At 68.8% G+C, this 22,538-nt stretch carries 21 protein-coding genes and 4 pseudogenes; 8 read left to right on the top strand and 17 right to left on the bottom strand.

The genetic code is table 11. The annotated features are described in order from the left end of the window. The first annotated feature begins 50 nt into the window (after window positions 1–50). Window positions 51–1,523, top strand: coding sequence for a DUF2637 domain-containing protein (locus AS594_RS36100; RefSeq protein WP_069935854.1), 1,473 nt, complete (start codon window positions 51–53; stop codon window positions 1,521–1,523). A gap of 201 nt (window positions 1,524–1,724) precedes the next feature. Here the strand turns inward: AS594_RS36100 and AS594_RS36095 are convergent, their stop codons facing one another. Both AS594_RS36095 and AS594_RS36090 read right to left on the bottom strand, forming a co-directional pair. Beyond that, complete coding sequence (locus AS594_RS36095) at window positions 1,725–2,030, bottom strand: DUF6233 domain-containing protein (RefSeq protein ID WP_069935853.1); 306 nt, start codon at window positions 2,028–2,030, stop codon at window positions 1,725–1,727. A 186-nt stretch (window positions 2,031–2,216) separates the two neighbouring features. Continuing rightward, window positions 2,217–3,548 (bottom strand): erythromycin esterase family protein, encoded by a 1,332-nt coding sequence (locus AS594_RS36090; protein ID WP_069935852.1) that lies wholly within the window; start codon window positions 3,546–3,548, stop codon window positions 2,217–2,219. Between the two features lie 121 nt (window positions 3,549–3,669). Here AS594_RS36090 and AS594_RS41835 point away from each other — a divergent pair, with 121 nt between their 5' ends. The 3 genes from AS594_RS41835 (at window position 3,670) to AS594_RS45055 (ending at window position 5,636) form a co-directional block, all read left to right on the top strand. After that, complete coding sequence (locus tag AS594_RS41835; RefSeq protein WP_079148839.1) at window positions 3,670–4,281, top strand: TetR/AcrR family transcriptional regulator; 612 nt, start codon at window positions 3,670–3,672, stop codon at window positions 4,279–4,281. 101 nt (window positions 4,282–4,382) lie between these two features. Next, window positions 4,383–4,808 (top strand): hypothetical protein, encoded by a 426-nt coding sequence (locus AS594_RS45060; protein ID WP_167368111.1) that lies wholly within the window; start codon window positions 4,383–4,385, stop codon window positions 4,806–4,808. A 183-nt stretch (window positions 4,809–4,991) separates the two neighbouring features. After that, the gene (locus tag AS594_RS45055; protein ID WP_167368110.1) at window positions 4,992–5,636 is read left to right on the top strand and encodes a hypothetical protein; all 645 of its coding nucleotides are present in this window, start codon (window positions 4,992–4,994) and stop codon (window positions 5,634–5,636) included. A gap of 968 nt (window positions 5,637–6,604) precedes the next feature. On the opposite strand, the gene AS594_RS36080 is transcribed toward AS594_RS45055, so the two are convergent. From AS594_RS36080 to AS594_RS36065, 4 genes are all read right to left on the bottom strand, one after another. Beyond that, window positions 6,605–6,931 (bottom strand): helix-turn-helix domain-containing protein, encoded by a 327-nt coding sequence (locus AS594_RS36080; RefSeq protein ID WP_069935851.1) that lies wholly within the window; start codon window positions 6,929–6,931, stop codon window positions 6,605–6,607. Next, window positions 6,928–7,956 (bottom strand): tyrosine-type recombinase/integrase, encoded by a 1,029-nt coding sequence (locus tag AS594_RS36075; protein ID WP_069936060.1) that lies wholly within the window; start codon window positions 7,954–7,956, stop codon window positions 6,928–6,930. Before AS594_RS36075 ends, AS594_RS36080 begins: the two co-directional genes overlap by 4 nt. A 405-nt stretch (window positions 7,957–8,361) precedes the next feature. Further along, window positions 8,362–8,595, bottom strand: a complete 234-nt coding sequence (locus AS594_RS36070) for a hypothetical protein (protein WP_069935850.1) — start codon at window positions 8,593–8,595, stop codon at window positions 8,362–8,364. 119 nt (window positions 8,596–8,714) lie between these two features. Next, a complete protein-coding gene (locus tag AS594_RS36065) occupies window positions 8,715–10,451 on the bottom strand; it encodes an immunity 49 family protein (RefSeq protein ID WP_107393254.1) in 1,737 nt (578 codons plus the stop codon). Window positions 10,452–10,709: 258 nt separating this feature from the next. Here AS594_RS36065 and AS594_RS47690 point away from each other — a divergent pair. Then, window positions 10,710–11,165 (top strand): annotated as a pseudogene (locus AS594_RS47690) (ATP-dependent DNA ligase); the annotation flags it as partial. A gap of 261 nt (window positions 11,166–11,426) precedes the next feature. Here the strand turns inward: AS594_RS47690 and AS594_RS36055 are convergent. After that, window positions 11,427–12,578 carry a HEAT repeat domain-containing protein gene (locus AS594_RS36055; RefSeq protein WP_069935847.1) on the bottom strand — a complete coding sequence of 384 codons (1,152 nt, stop codon included), beginning with the start codon at window positions 12,576–12,578 and terminating at the stop codon, window positions 11,427–11,429. Between the two features lie 313 nt (window positions 12,579–12,891). On the opposite strand from AS594_RS36055, the gene AS594_RS36050 reads away from it, so the two are divergent. Beyond that, window positions 12,892–13,290: a hypothetical protein gene (locus AS594_RS36050; RefSeq protein ID WP_079148900.1), complete on the top strand. Its 399-nt coding sequence runs from the start codon at window positions 12,892–12,894 to the stop codon at window positions 13,288–13,290. On the opposite strand, the gene AS594_RS36045 is transcribed toward AS594_RS36050, so the two are convergent. From AS594_RS36045 to AS594_RS36030, 4 genes are all read right to left on the bottom strand, one after another. Next, on the bottom strand, window positions 13,272–13,724 hold the full coding sequence (locus AS594_RS36045; protein WP_069935846.1) for a hypothetical protein: 453 nt from the start codon (window positions 13,722–13,724) through the stop codon (window positions 13,272–13,274). The genes AS594_RS36050 and AS594_RS36045 overlap by 19 nt on opposite strands. A 515-nt stretch (window positions 13,725–14,239) precedes the next feature. After that, complete coding sequence (locus AS594_RS36040; protein WP_240509206.1) at window positions 14,240–14,842, bottom strand: restriction endonuclease; 603 nt, start codon at window positions 14,840–14,842, stop codon at window positions 14,240–14,242. A 161-nt stretch (window positions 14,843–15,003) separates the two neighbouring features. Then, window positions 15,004–15,684 carry a restriction endonuclease gene (locus tag AS594_RS36035; protein WP_069935845.1) on the bottom strand — a complete coding sequence of 227 codons (681 nt, stop codon included), beginning with the start codon at window positions 15,682–15,684 and terminating at the stop codon, window positions 15,004–15,006. Beyond that, a complete protein-coding gene (locus AS594_RS36030; protein WP_069935844.1) occupies window positions 15,684–15,899 on the bottom strand; it encodes a hypothetical protein in 216 nt (71 codons plus the stop codon). Before AS594_RS36030 ends, AS594_RS36035 begins: the two co-directional genes overlap by 1 nt. 582 nt (window positions 15,900–16,481) lie before the next feature. Here AS594_RS36030 and AS594_RS45050 point away from each other — a divergent pair. Together AS594_RS45050 and AS594_RS36020 are read left to right on the top strand one after the other, a co-directional pair. Further along, complete coding sequence (locus AS594_RS45050) at window positions 16,482–16,676, top strand: hypothetical protein (protein WP_167368109.1); 195 nt, start codon at window positions 16,482–16,484, stop codon at window positions 16,674–16,676. Between the two features lie 272 nt (window positions 16,677–16,948). Further along, window positions 16,949–17,125: pseudogene (locus tag AS594_RS36020) on the top strand (helix-turn-helix domain-containing protein); the annotation flags it as partial. Window positions 17,126–17,151: 26 nt separating this feature from the next. Here AS594_RS36020 and AS594_RS46760 read toward each other — a convergent pair. From AS594_RS46760 to AS594_RS36000, 6 genes and pseudogenes are all read right to left on the bottom strand, one after another. Then, window positions 17,152–17,610, bottom strand: coding sequence for a transposase family protein (locus AS594_RS46760; protein ID WP_240509319.1), 459 nt, complete (start codon window positions 17,608–17,610; stop codon window positions 17,152–17,154). A 326-nt stretch (window positions 17,611–17,936) separates the two neighbouring features. Beyond that, the gene (locus AS594_RS36015) at window positions 17,937–19,160 is read right to left on the bottom strand and encodes a reverse transcriptase domain-containing protein (protein WP_240509205.1); all 1,224 of its coding nucleotides are present in this window, start codon (window positions 19,158–19,160) and stop codon (window positions 17,937–17,939) included. Between the two features lie 9 nt (window positions 19,161–19,169). Further along, on the bottom strand, window positions 19,170–19,322 hold the full coding sequence (locus AS594_RS46755) for a hypothetical protein (RefSeq protein ID WP_240509204.1): 153 nt from the start codon (window positions 19,320–19,322) through the stop codon (window positions 19,170–19,172). A gap of 502 nt (window positions 19,323–19,824) precedes the next feature. After that, the gene (locus AS594_RS36010; RefSeq protein WP_069935842.1) at window positions 19,825–20,223 is read right to left on the bottom strand and encodes a hypothetical protein; all 399 of its coding nucleotides are present in this window, start codon (window positions 20,221–20,223) and stop codon (window positions 19,825–19,827) included. Beyond that, window positions 20,220–21,067 (bottom strand): annotated as a pseudogene (locus tag AS594_RS36005) (IS5 family transposase). The gene AS594_RS36010 and the pseudogene AS594_RS36005 overlap by 4 nt, the downstream one beginning before the upstream one ends. Before the next feature lie 533 nt (window positions 21,068–21,600). Beyond that, a pseudogene (locus tag AS594_RS36000) lies at window positions 21,601–22,274 on the bottom strand (ribonuclease H family protein). Window positions 22,275–22,538: the final 264 nt, after the last annotated feature.

Below are 22,538 nucleotides of genomic sequence, written 5' to 3'. Positions count from 1 at the left end.
CCCGCCGGGCCCACCACCCCGGTGGGCCACGCCCAGGAAGGAGACCGGCGATGAACATCTCCCCCTGGGCGCTGCCCGCCGGCCTCGCCGTGGCCGGGATCGGCGCCGCCGCTGTCGTCGCCCTGCTGGTCGGCAACCGCCGCAGGGCCGAGGAACACAACGCCACAGCCGAGGAACGCGCCCAGCTCGCCGTCCAGCGCCGCAACGCCTGGCAGCGCCGCCTCGCCGTGATCGCCCTCGGCGTCGGCTGCCTGATGATGTTCGTCCTCGCGGGCATCGCCGCCTGGCTGAGCTTCGGGGCGCAGCGCGAGTACGCCCACGCCCACAACGGCGGAAATTGGGATCAGGCCACAGGGTTCGCGCTGCTCCTCGATGCCGGCGCGCTGAGCCTGTCCTTGATCCGCTTCTTCGAAGCTCTCACCCTGCGCTCCTCCGCCCTCACGCGGATCCTGCTGCTCGGCTTCGTCAGCGCTTCGGCGGCGATGAATCTGCTGCACGCCCCGGGCAAGGGCGCCGGCAGCGCCTTCCTCGCCGTCGTGCCGCCGCTGGTCTACGCGATCCTGCTCGAGATGCTGCTCTTCAAGGTCGAGCAGGTCATCATGGGCCGGCAGAAGCGCCGCAAGGCCGACCAGGACCGCGGCTACAGCCTGCTGCTGTGGCTGCCCTGGCCGATCGGCGCGCCGGTGAAGATGTGGAAGGCGTGGCGAACCGAGCTGTTGAAGACCGTCGACAACGTCCGCGTGATTGGCTCCCAGCGCCCCCACCCGACGGAGGCCGTAGGCGAGATGACCGTGGAACGGGCCGACACCGCCGCACCCACCGTCACCACCGCAGCCGACACAGCACCGGCGAACGCGCTGCCGGCCGGCTCCCCGCTGCCCACCGCCGAAAAGGCTGAGGAACCCACCGCCACGACGCCGGCCGCCGCGCCCCAGCCCGTCGTCGCGCCGCAGGGCTCGCAGGAGCCGGCCGCGAAGAACGAAGAGGCCCCGGTACCGCCCGCAGTGCGCGAGCCCCGCCCGGAACCGGAGCCGGAACCCGAGCCGGAGGCCGAGGCTGAGGCTGAGGCGGACGAAGGCCCGGGATCTACGGCAGACCCCGTCGAGCCCATCGGGAAGGGCGCGCCCCTGGACCCGCCAGGCGAGGACGAGCCGCTGCCCGGTGACGAGGACGATGAGGAGCCGGACCCGGAGCACGACACCCCGCCGGACGACGAAGGCGACCAGGAGGCACGAGAGCGACTACGAATCGAGATCGACCTTTCGGTGCTCCCTGCGAACTTGTCCCAGCGGCAGCGGGCCGAGCGGATATACATCGCCCACCAGGCCGCCGGCGTAGCCCTGTCGCATGCTGACCTGGGCAAGTGGGCCGGCTACAAGAATCCGAACTCCGGCGGCAACGAGTACCGCAGGCTGGAGAAGACACACGGACCCATCCTGGTCCGCGAGGGTGCCACCCACGTCGACCTGAACTGGTCCCACCAAGAGGAGCGGGCCGACTCCGGCCACGCGGTGGCGGCCTGAGCGCATGGCTGCGCTCTCCCCGGCCGGTGTCCGAGCCGGGGAGAGCGCCGTGTCGGACCGTGCGGGTAGCGACGTTGCGGCTGGGCCCGGCCCAGGACGGCAGCACGCACCCGCTGCGCCCACTGGACCGAGCGACCCGGGCGGTGCTGGACGAGCACGGGTGCTGACCTGGAACGCTCGGAGCCCGGAGGCCGGCGAGGTTCAGCCGTGGCCCTGGCCCAGTTCAAGGGCGGGGACGAGGATCTCGGCGGCCGGGCAGTCGTGACATGCCCTCGCTCCGGGCCGCATCAGAGCGTCCAGTGCTTCGAGCGTGCCGACCTCGTGTCCCCCTCCGGCAGCCGCAGCGCAGGCGGCATCGTGAATGACGGTGCCGCGGCGGCCGGCCCCAGGGCGGACGACCCAGCCGGTCGGTCTGGGCGGAGGCAGTGTCCGCGGGTCGCGGTGCGTCGGGACGCCCGACAGGTCGACCCCGTCGATCGGCCGCAGCTGCTGGTCGGTGACCCACACCGAGTATTCGGCAGCTTCGGCGCCGTTTTACTGGGAAAGAGGCAGTGTTCCAATGTTGCGCTATGTGTATGTATGGCACGGCAGAGTTGGGATCGATGCTTGTCGTGCCTGGCTGCCTTGACTGACTGCCTGGGGGTGGAGGCGGCGTGCCTTGTTGAAGGCCGTCGTCTCGATTCCGTGAGTTGATCACCGCAGGTGTGCCGCTTCGACCTGGTGGAGGTGGATGAGGATGTCGTAGGAGCGGCCGAGGGCGGTTTTCGGGTCGTCATTCGACCAGTACAGGCCGTAGGAGCGGGTGGGGCGGGCTGCTTGGAGCCACGTGTGCGCCGCCGGGAGGGCGGTGCGCATGTCGATGGTGAAGTCGCGGTAGTGGACCTTGTCGAGGGTGTTCTCGTTGTGGTTTTCCGGGGCGGGGCGGACGGTGTAGGTCTTGGGCTGTGGTGTGGTGAAGTCGGGGTATGCGTTGACGGTGCCCTGGTTGAAGGTCAGACCGATGTTGATGTACTCGTCGCCGAGGCTGCGACGCAGGAATGAGCCGGTGGGTTCGGGGAATTCGGCTGGGTTGTCGCTGACGTAGGCGATATGGCCGTTGTTGGAGGCGAGCAGGATCTTGCCGCCTTGGTGCTGCAACCACCAGGCGGTGTTGTCGGCCATGGCCTGGTCGCGATAGCGCATCCGCTCGGGGAAGTCCTCGAAGGCATAGCCGGTGAAGCTCTGTGTGATTGCGGTGGCGTTCTGCACCGCCCAGGCGTACGCCTCCTGGCTCCTGCGGTCGTCTCCGTTCGGGCGGCCCTGTTCGCGCAGTAGCGTGAGGGCGTGGGAGGCCGCCTCAGCGTCGGCCTTCTGCTCCTCGGCGCTTTTGCCGAACAGCTGGGTCCTCATCCATTCGCCGGCTTGGCTGTTCTCTTCCGGTCGCAGCGACTGGTAGGAGGTCTCGATGGTGTCCGCCAGGTCCGGGCGGTGCGCAGTGAGGTAAGCGGTGACCTGGTCGAAGGCTGCCTTGCCCGGGAAGCCGAGGTCGTTGCCGACGAAGCGGAGCTGTGGCCGGCCGGGGTGGGCGAGGTTGTAGCGGCGCATCCAGTGGATCAGGTCGAGGTACTCCTGGGTGTTCCAGAACGCGTACTGGCCCTGGAAGTCGTCCCGCATGATCTGCGCGGGGTCGCCGATGCCACGCGTGACGTAGGCGTCCAGGCGCAGCCCGGTGCTCCAGCTCGTTTCCAGGGCGAAGGATCTGAAGCCCTTGGTGGTGACGAGGTGGCGGAAGACGCGGTGCTTGAGGGTGAAGAACTCGTGGGCGCTGTGGCTGGCCTCGCCCAGGCCGACGATGCGGGCGCCGCCGACCATGTGGCCGAGGGCGGTCAGGTCGCCCAGCGGTCGTGCGCTGCGGTTGAGGGCGTCAACGGGGCCGACCGGTGAGGTCTTGGCTCTGGCCGTGCCGCTACCCAGCACGCCTGCGGTGAGGACGCCGGCGGTGGCGAGACCGAGCAGGCGGCGGCTGATCGGACGAGCTTGATTCATGTCGTCTCCCTGAGCTGATTGGTGTGATTGACCGTAACCAAGATTTGGGCGCTTGCACAAGACGTTTGCCTAATGCGCATGCGTAATGCGTTCGCCTTAGTTGTCGGGTAGGGTGCCCCGCATGGGAAACCGCGAGGATCTGCTTGCCGGGGCAAGGCGTTGCCTGCAGGAGAAGGGCTGGGCCCGGACCACGGTGCGCGACATCACCACCGCTGCGGGTGGCGTCAGCATGGCCGCCATCGGCTATCACTTCGGCTCCCGCGAGGTGCTGCTGAACGCCGCTCTCATCGAGGCGATCGACGAGTGGGGTACACGAATGGGCCGCGCACTGGCCTCCTTCGGCGACTCCAAGAGCAGCCCGGCCGACCGCTACGAGGCGATGTGGGCAGCGATCATCAAGTCCTTCCAGGACGAGCGGACGCTGTGGCTGGCCACCCTTGAGGCCCTGATCCAGGCCGAACACTCCGACGAACTGCGCCGCTACCTCGCTGGCAGCCAGGCCCAGGGGCGCCGTGGACTGGCCGCCCTGCTGCTGAACTCGCCCGAAGACGAGGTCACCGATGCCTCCTCCCGTACCCTGGGCGCCGCACAAATGGCCCTGTTCACCGGCCTGATGACGCAGTGGCTCACCGACCCCGCCCATGCCCCCGACGCCCGCGAGGTCGTCGCGGGAGTGCAGATGCTCACCGGCATCGTCGACGGCGCGTCAGCCGTATCGCGCCCGCCCGCCTGAACGGCGCATCGGCTCAGGGTCCGGATGTGGTGTCTGCCGGGCTGCGAGAAATGCGTCCAGCTGTCGTTCGCGTATTTCGCCCATGTCTCCGCGGTGGAGGGGTGGAGGCCGAACAGGTCGGCGACGACCATGGGCGGCAGTGTAGTGACGGCCTCGATCATCGCGGTGTTCCTGGCGCTGAGCACAGGCAGGCCGTGCTGTTTCAGCAGGTTGCCCACCCCGTGGGGGTTGCGGGGACGGTGAGGGAACTTGCCGGGCAGCAGGTAGGGGGAGGCTTCGTCCAGAGCCCGGCGCATCCGGGTGGTGGTGCGGGGCTGGGCGATCTGCTCTTTGATGAGCTGGCCCAGTCTGGGCGGGAGCAGCACGGGGTGCCGGTCGATGGTGAGGTAGGAGCCGGTGTCGTCCTGGTGGAACCGGTCCGTGGTGATTTCGATGATCTTGGTGACGGGCAGGGCGTAGAGCCGGACCAGCGCACCGATGATGCGCACCTCGCGGGGCAGCGTGGTGTCGTTGAGGCAGCGGCGTAGCTGCTGGTCGTACTCGTCGGCCGTCTGGAAGGTGACCGCGAATGGGCGGCCCCGCTTGGGCAGTTCGAGTGGGCCGGTTAGGCGCCGGGCCATGGCCCAGCGGATGAAGGAACCGATCACGACGTGCTGGGTCGGGTGGCTGGTGAGCCAGAGGTCGAAGTCCGCCTGGTTCAAGGAGTCCAGTTGCTGTTCGCGTTCGTCGAGCCAGGTCAGGAACGTGATGGCGGCCTGGATGTCCTTGATATCTCCGGAGGCGGCACCGTAGGCGTAGCGGCCTCGGGCAGCCCGGCGGCGGGCGTCGCGGACTACGTGCCACTCGGCGAACGGCCGGATGACCGTGGCCTGGTGGTTGGGCAGCCGGGGGAGTTCGCTGGTCACCCATCGTTCCAGCCGGGCGAGGTGTTCGTTGCGCTCGGGCAGGACGCCGGCGATGACGAGCAGGGAGCGGACGTGCCGGATGGTGGTGCCTTGCGGGAGGGCGTCGAGCAGATCGTGGGTGAGCGGCTCGGCCCGGCCGGCGAGCTGAGCGAGGGCTTTGGCAGACGGGCTGCGGCGCAACCAGCCCAGCACGGGGTAGGGGTTTTCCGCGCTGGTCAGGGCGTCAGCCATCGCCTGCAAATGGTCCGGGACGGCGCCGTGGTCACCGCTGAGCAGATCACGGACCCGCTCGCCCAGGACGCAGCGGGGACACTGACCGTCATCGAAGAGATCACCGGGCTGATCACACCTGCCGCAGCGTGCGCCAGGGTCATCGCGTCCGCAGCAGGTGGCACACAGGTCGCTGCCGTCGGCCGCGCGGCCGATCATTATGCGCCGGGCACCACATGAGGAGCAGGGCGCCGGCGTCGCACGCCGGGTCTGGTAGCAGCCCGAGCAGACCGGCCCAAGAGGCCAGATGGTTTTGGTGCGCCGGTCGTGGCCGCACAACCCGCAGGTACGGACCGGACGCGGCCAGCAGGAACGGCAGTGAAAGGCTCCGCCCCGCTGGCTGACCTGCCCGCCGTGACGCCACCGGCCGCAGACGCTGCATTCGCCTTTCGGGCCGCGGTAGCAGCGGATGCAGACCTCCGGCTGCCCGTCAGTGGCACGCACCTGAATCTGCTCGATCTCGCCGCACACGCCGCACCGGCGTTTCGGCCCCTCGTAGCAGGCGCCGCAGACCGGGCCCGCCGGGGTCCGGGCGTTGACCTTGCGTACCCGGCCGCAGCCGACGCACTTCCTCTTGGTCCTCGGCGCGCAGTTGCAGCACAGCGCCGTCCCGTCCTCGGATCTGTACCCCGGAGGCCGCATCCGGTGACACCCCGCGCACTCCGTGACGACCAAGGGATCGCTGCGGTAGCAGCGCCGGCAAATAGGCCCGTCCTGGCGGCGGGTGACAATCTGGTCGACCCGCCCGCAGCGCCCACACGGACGGAAGTTCATCCGGGCCCAGCACCAGCCACAACAACGCCCTTCAGGTGAACGCTCAGTGGGCAGCGGATCCGTGCGCCCGCAGCGGACGCACGTCACCCTCGTGACCTTCTCCCCATGGCCGGCGGCGTGCAGCAAGTGCCGCAGCCTGACGACACTCAGCGGGCCGGTGACCACCCGGACGGTCAACCCGTCCGGCGTCTGCTCCAGATACCCGGCGAGCTCCCGGACCGGCAGGGGCCCCCACCCCTTCGCCTGTTCGACGGCGACCTGCGCGGCCTGAGCCGTCAAGCCTGGCTTGACGGCCTCACACAGGTGGGCCACCACCCACGCGCGGGTGCTCTCCAGTTCCTGCCGGGCTGTCCGCTGCCGCGGGGTGCGGTAGCTCATGACTGTCCCGGTCGGCGGACGACAGTACGCCGCGGAGCCGCCGGGGCTGGCCCCGGCGTGCCGTCGGCGCTCTTGCGGACCTGCGCGTTGACGACCTCGGGCTTGATCAGGTCGTTCGGCGTGCAGCCCAGGATGTCGCACAACGCGACGAGGGTGTCCATGCTCAGACGCTGCGGCGGCTGCGTGACCAGCCGGTAGACCTGTTCACGCGAGAGCGTGATACCGCGCTCGGCGAGCAGCGGAACCAGGTCCGAGGTCTGGAACATGCCCTGGTCCGCCATGAGCTGGCGCAACTTCCACTGGTAGCCCATTTTCTTGATCACACCGTCACGCTCCAGTCGTCGCCCAGGCGGCCCTTCAACGAAGCCTCCAGCAGCTGGTTGCGGTACTCGTTCGAGACGCCCATGTAAATGGCGGTGGTGGCCGCGTGAGAGTGGCCGACCTGCTCCTGTACGAACCGGGCCGGGTAACCGAACTCGGTCAGGTGCGTGATGTAGCTGTGGCGCAGACAGTGCAGGTCGAGGTCCTCGTCCAGGCCCGCGTCCTGGCGGGCAGCGACGAAGGCTTCGTTAACCGAGCGGGGCGAGAGCCGTCCAACCCGTTCAGTAATCCACAGAGCCGGGTGCCGGCCCGGTGAGAAGTGCGGCCGGATCTCCGTGATCCACTCGTCGAGGACATCGACCACCCAGTCCATCTCCGGAACCGTCAGCACCGTGCGCCGCTTGGGCGGAGAGCCCTTCGAGGACTTCCCGAAACGCACCATCATGCTGCCGTAGGCACCGAACTTCGGGGCTCTCCGATTACGCCGCAGATCCACCAGGTCGACCCGCGACGACTCGGTACGCCGGGTGCCGAAGGCGTAGATCGTCTTCAGCACCGCCGCATCCCGCAGCGCGGTCAAGGCCCCCTTCCGGCCCTGACCGCGCACCTTGGCCGGGCGCGCATCGGCCGCGTCGAACAGCGCCTGGACCTCGTCGTAGTCCAGCGGGCGCCGACGAGGGTCCGCCTCGTACTCCACGGTGTGCAGAACTGAGTTGCCCTCGTGGAAGACCTCTTGCGGGGCCTCGCCGAACCTCTCCAGACAGGTATCGGCCCAGCCGTAACGCCGGTCGAGCAGATACTCCAGGAAGAGCGCGATCGTCACCTCGTACGTGCGGGCCGTGGACATCTGGATCGGCTGCGTGCCGCTGCGCAGGTGCGCGATGAACGCCTCCCCCTCCGCCGGCGTCCACTGCCACGGATACAACCCGGTGAACTCCTCCAGACGCTTCACCAGACGCAGACGCGGATCGATCGTCTTCGCCTTCAGGAAGCGAGCCGCCTGCTGACGGGCCCAGCCTTCCTGCATCCCCTCGAACACCGCCGCTGCCGGGTCGAGATGCACCACATTTCGGGCCAGAACAAGCCGTGCTGACCCCGGGGCCTCGGTAACCACGAAGCTGTTGTAGCCAACGCAACATTGTTGCGACGACTACTCGGCCCCCAGGTCACCGCCAAGAGTGAACTTCCGGCGAAGGCGACCTCATCGCGATCGACCAGCAGTATCAAGAGTTGCCACGGCATACGGGATGTTGCATTCAGTGCAATTCATCCCGTTTTCCTTAGCCACCCATGACGGCACGCCAATGCGGTAGCGCCACGGGTGTCCCTGGGCGCTGATGAATTTCTCGTACAGGCGCACCTCCACGGTCTGCTCGTCGGGAAGGACCAGCAGTATCCGGGCGGGCAGGGTCCTGGGGCGGTCGTTCACCGGCTACGCCGTGGGGGCCGGCTCCAGCGTGCGGGCCTGCCTTCGCAAGCCCTCAAGGCGGCCCCTCCCGCCGGTCTTCTCCCAGTAGGGGTGAAAGAGGACTTGGGCGGACAGGTGCAGCAGACGGCGCCGCCGCTCGGTGTGGAAGCCGTAGGGGTCGGCTGCGAGCGCCTGGTATGCGCGGTGGTAGTCGATCTGTGCCTGGACGAGGTCGGTGGGATAGGTGTGCTGCTCCATGACACAATTCCATCACGTGTTCGAATGCCTCGTCGCGGTCGCGCGCCTGGGCATGATGAGTACGAAGGACTGCCGGCCCTGCATTTCGGTTGCTGCAGCCCTTCGGCGTGGGGCGCACCCTAGAAGGGTTCAGCAGCCCGCAGGAGGTACTGCGGCAGGTAGGGGGACTCCACGCGGATAGCCCAGCCGCGGCGGCGGGCGTGGCAGGCCAGCGCGAGGACGTCGAGGTTGACGGAGACCTCCGGATAGTCGGAGCGGTCGGCGACTTCGTAGTACGCGCGGTGGGCTTCCAGGGCGTCGGCCAGGGCCAGGTTGAAGCTCTCCTCGTCGCCCTCCACCAGTTGCGAGAGCAGCACGGCCGGCGGCATCGCGAAGCCCCAGTCCTTGGCCTTCTCGGCCTCTTGCAGCGCCCGCTGCGCCGCCGCTTCGGGCTCGGCGCCCTTCAGATAGGCGTGAAGGGCCTCGCGGTACGCGGTGAAGGCGGAGCCGTCCGGGCGGGCGAAGGTTGGGCCGGTGAGGACCAGCGGGGCGAGGTCCTCGCGTGCGCCGCTGATCAGGGCGAAGGCGGTGGCCGTCTGCCAGCGCCCGGCACCGGCATCCTCGCCGCGCTTGGCCTGGTAGCGCAGCGTGCGGCCGTCGATGTTGACCTCGACCTCGGTGCCCGGCTCCGCCAGGGCGATACGGAACAGGGCCGCCCCCGCGCGAGAGGCCAGCCAAAGGGTGGCGAGCTGGGCGTCCTCGGTGTCGCCGGGATTCCCCGCCCGCCACTGGAAGAGGCGCTTCTGATCGTCCATCACGCTGCCGAGGTGCCAGACGGCGAGGGGCTCCCCGTCGGCGGGGGCGAACGCCTCCCGCAGGTGCTCCTCGTACATGGCCTCGATCCGCGGGATCCCCTCGCGCTCACAGGCAGGCCGCTCCACCACCAGCGGGCCTGCGGCAAGCGCGGCGACCGCGTCCGGCCGCCGGTCCCGGCCGAACCCTCCGACCCTGGGGCCCCGGGTCTCGAAGCCGGTGATCAGCGCGTGCGGGAGGTAGTCGGTGCGGACGGCCGGCGCCCAGCCCAGCGTCCGGTACCCGAGCGCGGCGAGAGCGATGGGGACGAGCGGGAGCAGAGTGCTCGGAGAGGCCGCGGGGCCCTGCAGGGCGGCGTGCCTGGCCAGAAGATCGGCGAGCGCGGCATCGAAGGCCTCCCGGTCCTCGACGACAAGGGCGCGCAACGCGCGGAGGGCCGCGCTGTCCGGCCGCTCCAGAAGGGACTCGCCGGTCTCTGCGGCGCGGGTGCGGATACGGTCCAGGGCCGCATCGATGGCGGCGAGCTTGGCCTGCGCGCTCGGCGGGTACTCCTCGTCGTCGCCGGTGTCGTCCAGGACCACGGCCATCAATCCGGTGACGAGTTCGCCGGCAGGCGTGCCCTGCGCCTGTGCGGCGAACTTGTCGCGGGCGAAGTGGAAGGCCTCGCCGTGCCACTTGGCCTTGTCCCTGAGGACGGCCAGGCAGAGCGCGTCGATCCACTCCCCGGTCGTGACGCTCTCCTCGGGTGCGTCCTCACCCGGGTCGTAGCTCATGCCGAAATTCACGTACTCCAGGAACACCTGGAAGCTGCAGTGCGGGTGGTAGGCGGCGTAGGCGACGGCGCCGGCCGCGGCCTCCGAGGCGTCCTTGAGGGCCGCCTTGGCCTCCGAGGTGTCGAGGTCGGGTGTCGCGACGGAGAGGGCGCCCAGGTAGTCGAGGAACTCGTCGGCGATCGACTGCCATTCGTAGGTGGCCATCCGGCCGGCCCTCGACATGGACCGCACCTGACCCCCGATCCGGTTCGTGAAATCCTCGCGCGCTGCCGACACTGCTGCCCCGCTCACCTGGTGACGCTCTATTCGCACTGCCCTGCTCCTTGATCGATCTCTGCAACAGCCTAGATGCGGGATCTGACAGGCCAGCGACTTCTGTGACCGTGGCCCTGGTCGCGCCGCGCCGCCCCTGGGAGCCCAGGGTGGAGGGCAAACCGCCGTCGTCCGTCAGCCGCGGGCTGGGGCCGCCGAGCACCTCCGGCCCGAGTGCTGCGCTGCTGGTGAGCCGCGGGCCGCGCGGCGTGCGGGCGGGGCGCGGAAGGCGTAGGAGTGGAGAGTGCACCTCTCACCGCCGGTCGAGCCGATGCTGGCCCGCTCTGTGACGGCTCTGCCGTCGTCCGGGGCAAGGCCGGTGCTGTTCGAGCAGACGGCGGACGGGTCCGCGTCCTCGTGTTCACCGGCCCCAAGCCGTACCTCCAGTCCAAGCGCGGCGCCGATCTTGGCCCGGCCTTCCCGGAGATCACCCGGGCCGCGGCCGCGCTCGGCGTCGAGGCCGTCGTCGACGCCGAGCTGGTGGTCTGGCACAACGGCAGGCTGGACTTCACAGCACTTCAGCACCGGGCCCGGCTCCGCGGTGCCAGGGCCGAGCGGGCCGCCCGGGAGCAGCCCGCCCACCTGATCACCTTTGATCTGCTGGAGGTCTCCGGCGCCGTCCTCATGGACCAGCCCCTGCACCAGCGCAGGAGCGCGCTGGAGAACCTCCTCGCGTCCCTCGGACTCGCGGCGCCCTGGACGCTGTGCCCGCAGACCGCCGATGCCGCGACGGCCCGCACCTGGTTGGACCCGGCGTGGGGAGCGGCGGGCGTCGAGGGCTTGTTGCAGCCAGGGTTTGGCATTGACCGATTGACCGCTATGTTGCCGTGCCGACGGTCAGTCAATTCCCCATACCAAACGTCAGACAATTCCCCACCGTCTCACGCCAGCCGCTGTACGGTCAGGTCGACCGACGGCGTTCAGAGTGAACGTCAGTCGAGACGAGCGTCGAGCTCAGGTCGATGCGGTGCGCGCGCGAATGCGGTGCGCGGTCCGCAGTCCCTGCTTGGCGGCGGTTGCCACGAGGCCGCCGAGGGTGGTTCTGGCGAGGTCGTGGGCGGCGAGGCGTTCCAGTGCTGGCAGGGCCCGGTCGTCGGCGGTGGAGCCGAGAGCGCGGCAGGCCAGTGCTCGGAGGTCCGGGTCGGGATCGGTGGTGAGGGCGATCAGGTCGTCCACAACCGGCGGGCCGAAGGCGGCGATCGCTGAGGCGAGATGACTGGCCTTCGGGTTCCGGCGTTCCATCATGGCCTGCCAGAGCACAGCGAGTGCCCGGTCGCCGCCGATTTGGCCGAGCGCCAGGGCGGCCCTGCTGCGTACCCAGTTGGTCTCGTCGTTCAGCCGGGCTGCCAGCGCGGGCACGGCGGCGTGTTCCTCAAGGAGGCCGAGCGCCTCGCAGGCACCCTCGCGGACCATCGGATCGGGATGCTCCAGCAGGGCCGTGATCAGCGGAACGGCCCGGCGGAAGCCGAGTTCGGCACATGCGAGCGCCGACCACCGCACCCCGCGGTGCCCGGTGTCGGCGAGCGCGCGCAGTAGGCCCGGTTCGACGCTCGCGTCGCCGAACAGGGCGATCCGGTTGAGTGCCTTGGTCCAGACGGTGACATCCTGCGTCCGGTGGTCGGAGGCGACCTCGGACAGGGCCGCCCGGGCCTGCGGATGGCCGAGCTCGGCCCACTCCAGCAGGGCGTCGATCGCCCGCAGCCCGATCGTGCGGTTCCTGCTCAACTCGGCGGCGTGGACGGTGACGAGGGATGTCGGCCCGTCCGGCGGGTGGCCGAGTGCGTCCCCGAGCGGGCCGGCGAGCGGTGGTTCGAGCTCGCCCAGCCACAGGGCCAGTGGGCTGATTCGGGTGCCGACGTCCGCGTCGTAGCGGCCGTCGCCCCGCAGGTTCGCGGCCAGCTTGGCGACCGTACGGAACAGCAGCCATGCGCGGTCCGATGGGGAATCAGCGAGGGCGTCGAGTCGGCCGGACATCGCCGCGGTAACGGCGGTCGGCGGGCGACCGGTGGCCTCCAGGACCGCCTCCGCCCAGGCCAGTGGCTCGCCCTGACGCTCGTAGAGCTGGCGACCCCACAGGCGGAGGACGGCATCACGGTGGTCGGTCATCCCAGGATCGTTCCAGCAGGGAACACCGACAGCCAACGGGTTTTCCTCGCGGTCGGTCGGATACCAGATCATCTCGGCATTACTCCGGCAGCTTTTGTTACGAGCACCATCAACGGTCAGCGTCCCCCTGGGGAATCGTGACCGCCAGGGTGGCGAGGTACCTGACGCTGATCAGGCAGAACGTGGGGAATTACTTGATCGTTGACATGCCGGTCTCCAGCTCTACCTGTCACGACCGCCGCTGTCCCAAAGCCCTGCGCAGGTCACGCCGAATCCTGTAGCAACGCCTGTGTTCGGTCTCTACAGTCGCCGCGTGGCCACCGAAGACAAGAATCCAAGCCAGCGCGACATCACTGCGATGCTCAAAGACCAGACCAGTGCCTGCAAGGCAGCGCGCGACGCCATCGCCGCCGGCGGCGAGGTCATGCTCTACGACGGACAGCCGCCACAGTGGATGGTCCTTGGCATCGCTGCGACAAGGCTGAAGCGGTCGTTGAAGATCGGCCTGACAACCCTCGGCCTCGACGAGACCGTTGAGATCCTCCGCGCTCGGCACTGCGACGAGCAACTGCGTACGGGCAACATCGTCGCTGCAGACCGGTCCTGGTTCTTCACCTTGTACTTCGACGCGACCGGGACCGAGCTCCTGGCGTGCAGCGGCGTCAAGAACGAGCGCCCCTTGCGGAGGGACGGTCAGAAGCTCCAGCTGTAGAGGCCGCCGCCCGTATTCACCGCAGACGCTGCGAGGCGGGCAACGCCTTGCAGGACAGCCAGCATGTCATCGTCGGTCATGTCGTCTCTGTCCTCGGATCGGAGGCGCGTGGTCCAGCGGCCTGCAAGCTCTTCCAGCTCGGCGGAGCTCGCGTTGGCCAGCGCCCGGGTCAACCGCTGCGGCAGAGCGAACACCTCAACGCCGTCGTTCAAGGGGGCAGTGACCCAGTCTGGCCACGCCCACCCAAGGAGCTGATCAACCGGCGGGGCATCGGCCGAAGGCTCCTCGAAGTACATGTCCCATTCGGCGATGGCACTGTCCGGCTCAATGAAACGGCAGGTCACTGACTCAAAAGCCTCACCAGGTCCCCGCGGGCGCGTGGCAGCAGCGGTCTCGTCGTCGGCGGCGAGGAAGAACACTATGTCGTGGGCCATCTGAGCATGATGGCAGCCCGCCGAACCGACGCGGGTCGGCCTTTCAATCCCACCAGAATGTCCAGTGGGGGTTACCCACCAGAGCAGCCGTCACCTCGTACCGGCTCAGGACGACGCAACGGCGGCCCGGCCCCCCTGTGACCCGGGCCGCCGTCTGCGGACCCACGCTCAACCCCGCCCCGGCCGTCAGCCGACCTCCAACAGTCCGCTCCTCGGCCGGGCCCCACCACCGCGGCCTTGGCCAGCGAGCCCTGAGGGCGGGCACCATGCACCCCACTCCCGCCACCCGGCGCACCGGTATCCCGGGCGGGAGCAAGCCGCACACACCCAAGGCAAACTCGACGCCCTCGCCACGGTGACGCGAACCTCTAGGCCGAGAACCTCACCCTGGATTGGCCGCAAAGGCATAGCGGTCCTGCCGTCCCCGGAACGGGATTAGCCCTACCCGCGCCGCTCCCGCCACGCGGAGGTGAGGCGTGCGTGCCGACCAGCAGCAGGGCGGGGCCGGTCTCGGATCACTGCGTCGTGCTCTGGATACCAAGGACGTCGTAGAGGTGCTGGCCGTGGGCCCACCTCTTCAGTTCCGGACGGCCCATGAGGATGAGGTTGTGGTGCGCGGCGAAGTCGATCGCGGGCTGTGTGAAGCCGTTGAGGCCGATCATGATCGGGAGATCGGCTCCATGGTGGAGGCGGGCCGTTCCGTTGAATTTCTGGACGTGTCCTGAGCCGACCGGGTTCTGATACTGCTTGCACTGCAGAATCAGGAGCCGGTCGTCGTGGTCACGGGCGGTGACGTCCACTCCGAGGTCACCGGCGCCTCCCACCCTCCGTGTGCTGCGGAACCCGTCACGGGCCAGGAGATCGGCGCACGCCTGCTCGAAGCCCGTCGCGCTCGTCGCGGAGAGTTGCTTCATCTTGAAGGTCAGCACAGCCGGATCCACGGCCTCGCTCGACGGAGCGGCAGAGGCGTAGTCCTCGCCCTGTTCGACGTAGGCGTACGTGCCGGCGCCGAACAGGAAGGACAGCAGCTTCGCGAGAAGGACGAGCGTGGCCAGGGCGCCGACGACGATGAAGCCGGCCCACCAGGGATGATCAGCGATCAGCCCCCACAGATCCACGGTGATCCACCGGCTGACGTCTTCTGTGAGTCACTCCCACACCATCTTGCCCGCGGCCAGCGCAAGGACGGCGTACAACAGGAACTTCAGCAGCGGGTCCAGTGACCCCTCTTCGTCGAACACCACACCTCCGAAAGCGTTGACGATGGGAGAGCGGCCTGTCAGGCAGCACGCCTGAAGCGGGCGCCGCAGGAGCGGGCGGACAGCCCTAGGAGTTCGTGCAGCGCGGTTCCGTTCTCCGCCCAGCGCCGGAGTCTGTCCCGGTCGACCCAGTGGACGCCGTGCAGGTCGCCCCAGGCCATGGCGTCACGGGTGAAGGTGCCGTTGGTGACAACGACGGCGTGGTCGGCTCGGTGCGCTGGGCCGGCCGTCCCCTTCACGGTGTACATCACCGACGACCCCACCTTGCCGCCGACGCGGGTGTGCTTGGCTTGCAGGACGATCCGGCCGCGCTGCTGGTGGTCACCGATCACGTCAGCGGCCTGATCACCGCCACCGCCCACCCGGCGCGCCGGCCAGCCGTCACGGACCAGCAGATCCCGCAACGTGTACTCGAACTGCCGGTCGTCCATGGCATCGAACTCCGCCAGCGTGATCTGCAGCGCAGCCAGCCGTTCAGCGTCACGTCGCCGACCGCCCACGGCCCGCGCGACCCTCCAGGCGCCGACGGCCCCCGCCAGCAGGACCAGGGCCAGAAGGAACGGCCACGCGTCCTTGAGCGCCCAGACCGCCGCGGCGGCCGTCCGGACGGCCATGACCAGGACGGCCAGGGCCACGACGGCGGCCGAGAGGACCTCGGCCGCGCCGCGCGGGCGGCGAAGACGTAACCGCTTGCGTCCCATCAGCGAGTGGCCGGAGTGGAGATGGCCGGCTGCGGTTGCGCGGGCGGCGTCGTGTTCGTGGTTGTCTCTCCGAACCCGAACACCTGCCCCCACAACCACACGCCGGCCGCAAGGCCGGCGATCATCCAGCCGCTCATCCGCTTCCCGCTCCCCGGCTTCGGATTACGGCGGATGTGTCCGCGCACGTAGTGGAACCCGTCCGGCACCTTCGACATGTGTCCCCTCCCGTCGGCAAGCCGCACTCGCGGCCCGTCCCTGAAATTGGTGTAGCAGCGGGCACTGACAGAAACTGATGGATCATCACGAGGCCGAGCCGGGCCAGGACGTCATCAAGCCAGGCCCGGCACACCGCCCGGCTGCCCATCAGGCGGGAAGCCTTGACTGCTGACCTCGGAGAACGTCCTTTCTGGTGCCTATGTGGCCACCGTCGCCAACCGACGAAGTCCTGCGAGCTTCATCCGTCGGATGCCCCTCACCTGCGAAGAACGGCTGCGACCTGGTCAGGCTGTACCGCGATGGTGAATGGCGAAAAGCAACAGGAGCGCACTCACTGCTGGTGTGCGCCGGTGCCGCCCCCTGGGTTGAGGGTTCTCCGCGGTGCGCCGCGCCGTGTGAACCGCCCCCATCCGGGACCTGGGGCCCGGGGCTACCGGGCTGACAGCGGCGGCCTCGTCATCGACGCCGAACGGGAAACCATCATGGCTCGCGGCGCCGGCCAGCTTGCTGTCTGCCTTGGAGGAATTCGGCACTGCGTGCGCGTGGGTAACCCGGACGGCCCGGGCGGCGTTGAAGGAGACGTGACCACGACGATGCGGCTCACGCCTGTCATCGGCGTGCAGCGAAGCAGCGGTGAAACGGTTCCTCGCGCAGAGCTGGAGCCGATCTTCACCGAGTTGGCCCGGCGGTGGGAGACGGACGGCCGTCTCGTTCCCGGCCGGGCGGATGAGGAGTGGACGATCCTGGCCCGCCGGTCCCCCTGGCCCGGACGCTGACGCGCGGTGCGGGCACGGCCCCCACCGTCCCCGCACCGCATCCCAAGGAACCGCAGGCGCCCGCCGAGGGCGCACAAAACGACGCCGGGCAGCACGAAGCCCTGGTCCCGCGGGAGACCAGGGCTGTCGACAGCACGGCCTGGAAGGGGCGGAACCGGGAGCCGTTGACGCGGCCCCGACGCCAGAGCGCGGAATCGGGGGCCGCGGACTGCACCAGCCCGACGTGGGGGTCCAAACCCTCGAACAAGACTCCGGCCCGTCGGCTCACGCCCGGCCCGGACCGGGACAAGCTCGCCGAGGACCTGAAGAAGAAGTACGACTCAGGTGCGAGCATCCGGGCCCTGGCCGAGGAGACGGGTCGCTCCTACGGCGGCGTCCACCGCCTGCTCGAAGACGCCGGGGCCACCTTCCGCCCCCGGCGCGGAGCCCCGCGCCGCACCGAGTCCTGACCCGCGGGCCCGGGCGCACGGTGCACTCATGGCGAATCTGCACCGCCCGAAGCGCTACCACAGTTACTTACTGACTGGCGGAGGACATCGCGGTCCGTCGCGACGGCCCCGGCCAACCCGTGCCAGGGCCGTCGTGAACCTCGACGGAGACGAGGACCTGCCGAAGCCGATGGGAGCGGCTCGCCCGCACCCGTGCCGAGTTGCCCGCCCGTTTGGGCACCGGCCCGCCCGGCGAGCGCGAGGCCGACCGCGGCCAGCGTCGACCGCAGGCGCTCGGTCCGCCGACCGTACCGACGGGTCAACCCTGGCAGCTGTTCGGCGAAGGTCCGCCGCCCGCACGAGATCACCGGGCAGAGGAACCTTCGGACGCGTAAACAGAGAGCGACCCGTCTGCCTCCGCTGGGCACATCAGCAGGAAAGCGCAGGTAGGAGCTGTGAATTCGCCGCGACCAACTTCCGCAGCCAGGGCAATCGGACCCGGCCACAGTGCTCCGGGCCTCGATGCGTACCGCCTCATCGTTCACGTCGACCGACAGCACAGCCACGTCCGAGATCGACCGGAACAGTAACTCCTCCAGCCGGAGCACGACTTCTTCCACGGGCCGAACTGTCAGTCACATCGCTCTGGGGACGGATCATTTTCAGGCAGCCTCCCGCGGACCCGCCCACCCGACAAACGTCACTCAGCGTGGTGATCCGCTGAGTAGGCCCGGAGCGCGGTGCCGGGATTGCTCCCGGTCCGTTTCTCCGGACCTCTCGCCGAACCCGCCGTGCGTCTCTCAACGCAACGGGCTCTCCACGGTCTCTGCCGTCAGACGGGGTTCGCAGGCTGCCAAGGGTTGGGGATCGTGCTGGCTCGGTATCGGTAACGGCTGACCGTGACCGATGCGATCCGGAACAGCTCGTCCCCGTCCGCCGCGATCGGAAGCCACCGCCCGGTGGGGGTGGTGAACCGGCGGCGGATGTCGCCCCAACTCCATCGGTGACGTTCCCGCAGCATGCGGATGAGACGCCACCACACGAAGGCGTCGAGCCTGTCGAAGACATGCTTGGCGACAGCGTGCTTGAAGTAGTTGGCCCAACCGCGCATGATCTGAGTGAGTCTCTTCAGCACGGTGGCGAGATCCTGCTGCGATGTCCTGCCTGTCAGAGCACGGACCTTCGCCTTCAGCGACCGGATGGGCCGGTCGGCGATGAAGGTGTAGACGTGCCACTTGGTCGTGCCTCCTTTGCGTTTCCACTGGATGCGGAAGCCCAGGAAGTCGAACCCGTCGCTCATGTGCGTGATCCGAGTCTTTGCCTGTGACAGGCGCAATCCCAGAGGTTCGAGCACGTCAGCGACTTCTTCGCGCAGTGCCGCGGTGTCGGCCTCGGTGCCGTGCACCAGGACGACGAAGTCATCCGCGTAGCGGACGACCCGCCACGTGGGGTGACCTTTGCGGCGCCGGTAGGCGCGTTTGCCTTCGGTGGCCATTGCCCCACCTGGTTCCCATGGTCCGTGCAGGTGCTCGTCGAGCGCCGACAGGGCGATGTTCGCCAGCAGTGGGGACAGGATGCCGCCTTGCGGGGTGCCGGTCAGTGTCTCCTTGTTCTCGCCGAGTTCCGTGAGAACTCCGGCTTTGAGAAAGGCTTTGACCAGCGTCAGCACGCGCTTGTCCTTCACCCGGTGACGCACTCGGTCCATGAGAGCCGTGTGGTCGATCGAGTCGAAGCATGCCTCGATGTCCGCATCCAGCACCCAGCGATACCCCGGGTGCCGAAATAGTGGATCTCGGCGATCGCGTCCTGGGCCCGCCGTCGGGGCCGGAACCCGTAGGAGACCGGCTTGAAGTCGGCCTCGAAGATCGGTTCCAGCACCAGCTTCAGCGCTGCCTGAACGACCCGGTCCGCAATCGTCGGAATCCCGAGCTTGCGGACCTTCCGAGCCTCCCGGCTTGGGAATGCTGCGTTCCCGCACCGGCAAAGGACGGAACGAGCGTCCTTGAGGCGGCCCGCAGGTCGTACAGGAACGGGAACACCGATGACTCCTCGACATCAATAGCGGTCAGGCCGTCGACGCCGGGGTCCGGGCTCCCTGGTTGCCCGCGACCCGGTCGAACGCCACCAACAGCGTCGCCGGGTCGTGCACGAAGTTGAACAGGTCATCGAACCGGCGGCCGGGATCGGCCACCGTCCAACGGTGAAGCTTGGCCTGCATCTCCAGTACCCGGGCCCGAGGCCCGGAGCTCCGCTGTTCAGCGGGGCGTCTTCCGGCATTGCAGCATCCTTCCCTTCTCGATACCGCTGCCGCCCTTCCCCATGCGGCCGGCTTCCCGGCCTCGGAGTACTACGGCGGCTCCGCCCCGTCCCCAACCGATCGCGGTCGATGCGCCAGCCCAACAGCCTGCTGGCAGCAGACGACAGGGCGAGGTTCGGACGGTTCCCGTGTTCACTGTGGTTCGCTCGATGAAGGAGGAGCCCGACTGTGTCCCTGCGGCATCGCCACGAGTACGCCGCAGACTTTCCCCGTGGCCTCCCGGCCAGCTTTCGTAGACCGACCCAGGAGTTGTCAGACCACCCGAAAGGATGACCCGCATACGCACCGCTACCGGCCCCGATCCACCAGGTTCGAGCCGGAGGCACTTTAAGTGGGCGGTTCGTAAGACGATGTCCGTTTCTGGCTGAGGTGGGAGCAAGGCCGCTGGTGGAGGTTCTGTCGGCTATTGCTTCCTGGCGAAGTTGCCGGTGTCGGCCTCGGTGAGGATCCCGAGTTTGACCAGTCGTTTCAGCTTGGCGCGGGTGCCTTCGACGTTCTTCGGCAGCAGTTCGTGGCCAAGGGCTTCGCAGACGTCCTTGGCCCGTAGCGGCCCGGCTGCGTGGTTGAAGGCGTCGAGGATGCGGGGGTAGTCCGGGTGCTCGGGCAGATCCGGCGGGCCGGCCGGGAGCCGGTCGGCGAGGCCGATGACGGTCTTGCGGGTGATCGCGAGGTGCTCCAGGTGCGTCTCGGCCTCCCGCAACCGGGTCTGCAGGTCGTCCATCTGTGCGCGGAGGTCGTCGGCCAGGGCCTGGGCGGCGTCTTCCTGGAGGTCCAGGGCGTCGAGCAGGGGCCGGACGTTCACGCTGCCGCCGCCTGCGCCGTGCGCCAGGTGGGGGTGTTCGCGCCGGTGAGGCGTCGGGTCATGACGTGGGTCATCGCCCAGTAGACGCGGGAGGCGGAGGAGGAGGGGCGGTGCTCGTAGTCGCGGACCAGGCGCCGGTGCAGTATCAGGATCCCGTAGGTCTGCTCGACCTCCACCGCTTCGGCTGCGGCACGAACCCCTTGTCCTGTGGGTTGCGTCGGACGATCTCGACGTCGATTCCCAGGCCGGCGCCGTGCATGACGACCTGGTTCTTGAAGCCCTGGTCGACCAGGGCTTTGCGGACGGTTTTGCCGGCGTGCTCGGCGACCTGGTCCAGCAGGACGATGCCCGCGGCGTTGTCGTGGGTGTTCGCGGCGAGGACGACGACCGCGATGACCAGGCCGAGGACGTCCACGGCCAGTCCGCGTTTGCGTCCGGGCACCCGCTTGGCCGGATCATGGCCGGTCGTGGCGGCGGGGACCCCGGCGGCCGCATGGACACTCTGGGTGTCCAGGACCACCAGGGACGGGTCCTCTAATCGGCGGGCTCGTTCACGGACCTGGCAGCGCAGGAGTTCATGGATGACCTGGTCGGTTCCGTCGTCCCGCCAGGCGGCGAAGTAGTAGTAGGTCGCGCTCTTGGGCGGCAGGTCGTGCGGGAGGTAGGCCCACTGGCAGCCGGTCCGCCCCTGGTAGAGGATCGCGTTCACGATCTCCCGCATGTCGTAGGCGCCCTGGTGGCCGCTGACCGAGCGGTGCCGGTCCTTCCACGCGGTGATCACCGGCTCGATCAACGACCACTGCTCGTCCGATAAGTCACTCGGATACCGCTTGCGTTCACTCACCCGATCACATCACCAGATCAACAACCGCGGACCGGCAGATTCCGCCCTGCCACCACACCATTAGGCGACAGCAGATCCACTTAAAGACTCACGAACCGCTCACTAAGAGACGTAAAACGCCGGTTCCTCGCGTACTCTTCTCCATCACGCTCGCCGGACCCGCCCCATCTGGCAGTACTGGAAACGTCCCGGCTTTGTCAGGGCCGCTCTCGCCCTCCCCGGCATCACCCGGATCAGGCTGCCCTCAGCTTCAACCCGGCTGCTGCGACAGCGGGTTGGTGCAGGTCTTCCACCTCCACTCGAACCAACAGCGCCTCACGGCGCAAACACAAGTTGAGCCAGAACCACTACACGCGAACAAAGCCAAGCAGCAGAGCAGCACTCAACCAGACCTCAGTCCGTGTCGCACGCGACGTGTTTTCACTGCCTCTTGTTCGGCGGAAACGATGGGGCGCCGGGCCCGGAAAGCGAGTAGGCCAGATTCTCCATGCCCTATGGGGGCGGCGGCAGGCCGCGGACGCCGGGGCGGTGATCTACGCAGGGGCCGCCACCACGCAGTCCGGGTGGCCCCAGCCGCTGGCGTTCTTCGTGATCGTCTCGCCCTTGGCGTAGGGGCGTCCGCAGGAGCACCGGCCCGGGAACTTCGCTTTCACTGAACCACCGGAGGAAGGGCGCCTCGGACGGCCGATCGGCTCGAACGTGTCGCGACGGCCGGGGTCTCGGCCGGCGGCAGCGCCGAACCGGCCGCGGACCCGGCTGGCCGCTGTGTACGGGCGACGTGACTGGCCGCGCCGTCGGCCGCCGCGTTCAGCCGATCCCCGTCAACCTGGTGCGCCGGAGTGTGGACGAATTCCACGTCCCGGCCGGTCAGCAGCTGATCGATGGCCACTACCAGGTCCCGGTTGGCCACCGGCGAGCCTGCGGCCGTCTTCCATCCCTTGCGTCGCCAGCCCGGAAGCCAGGTCGTGACCGCCTTCATCGCGTACTGCGAATCCATACGCACCTCAAGCGGCACCGCCGGATCCGTAGCTTCCAACAGCCGCTGCAGAGCGGTCAACTCGGCCTGGTTGTTCGTCGCCCGGCCCAGTGGGCCCGCCTCCCAGGACGCCACCTCACCGTCCGCGTCGGCAATGACCCACGCCCAGGCCGCCGGCCCGGGATTTCCCTTCGACGCCCCGTCACACGCGGCAGTAATCCGTTCCACCATCTACCCGATGCTGCCACGTCCTCCCATGTCCATCTCGGTGGCCCCTCAACGGGCCCAGCAGCCCGCCAGGATCCAGCGCCACCAGCTTCATCACGCGACCGCCACCCGGGCCGCAAATAAGCCGGCCCCGGAGCAGGTTCACTCAGGCCAACCGGGTCTGCGCTCGCCGCCGTACGCAATGCAGTCCTGACCGCGCGGCAATCCTGGCGACCACCCCCAGGCGTACGGCGGCAACAGGCATCGCTGAGCGGTCGAAGGTCCTCA

Source organism: Streptomyces agglomeratus (genome assembly GCF_001746415.1).
GTDB classification, from domain to species: domain Bacteria; phylum Actinomycetota; class Actinomycetes; order Streptomycetales; family Streptomycetaceae; genus Streptomyces; species Streptomyces agglomeratus.
This window is presented reverse-complemented; position numbering and strand designations above follow the sequence as displayed.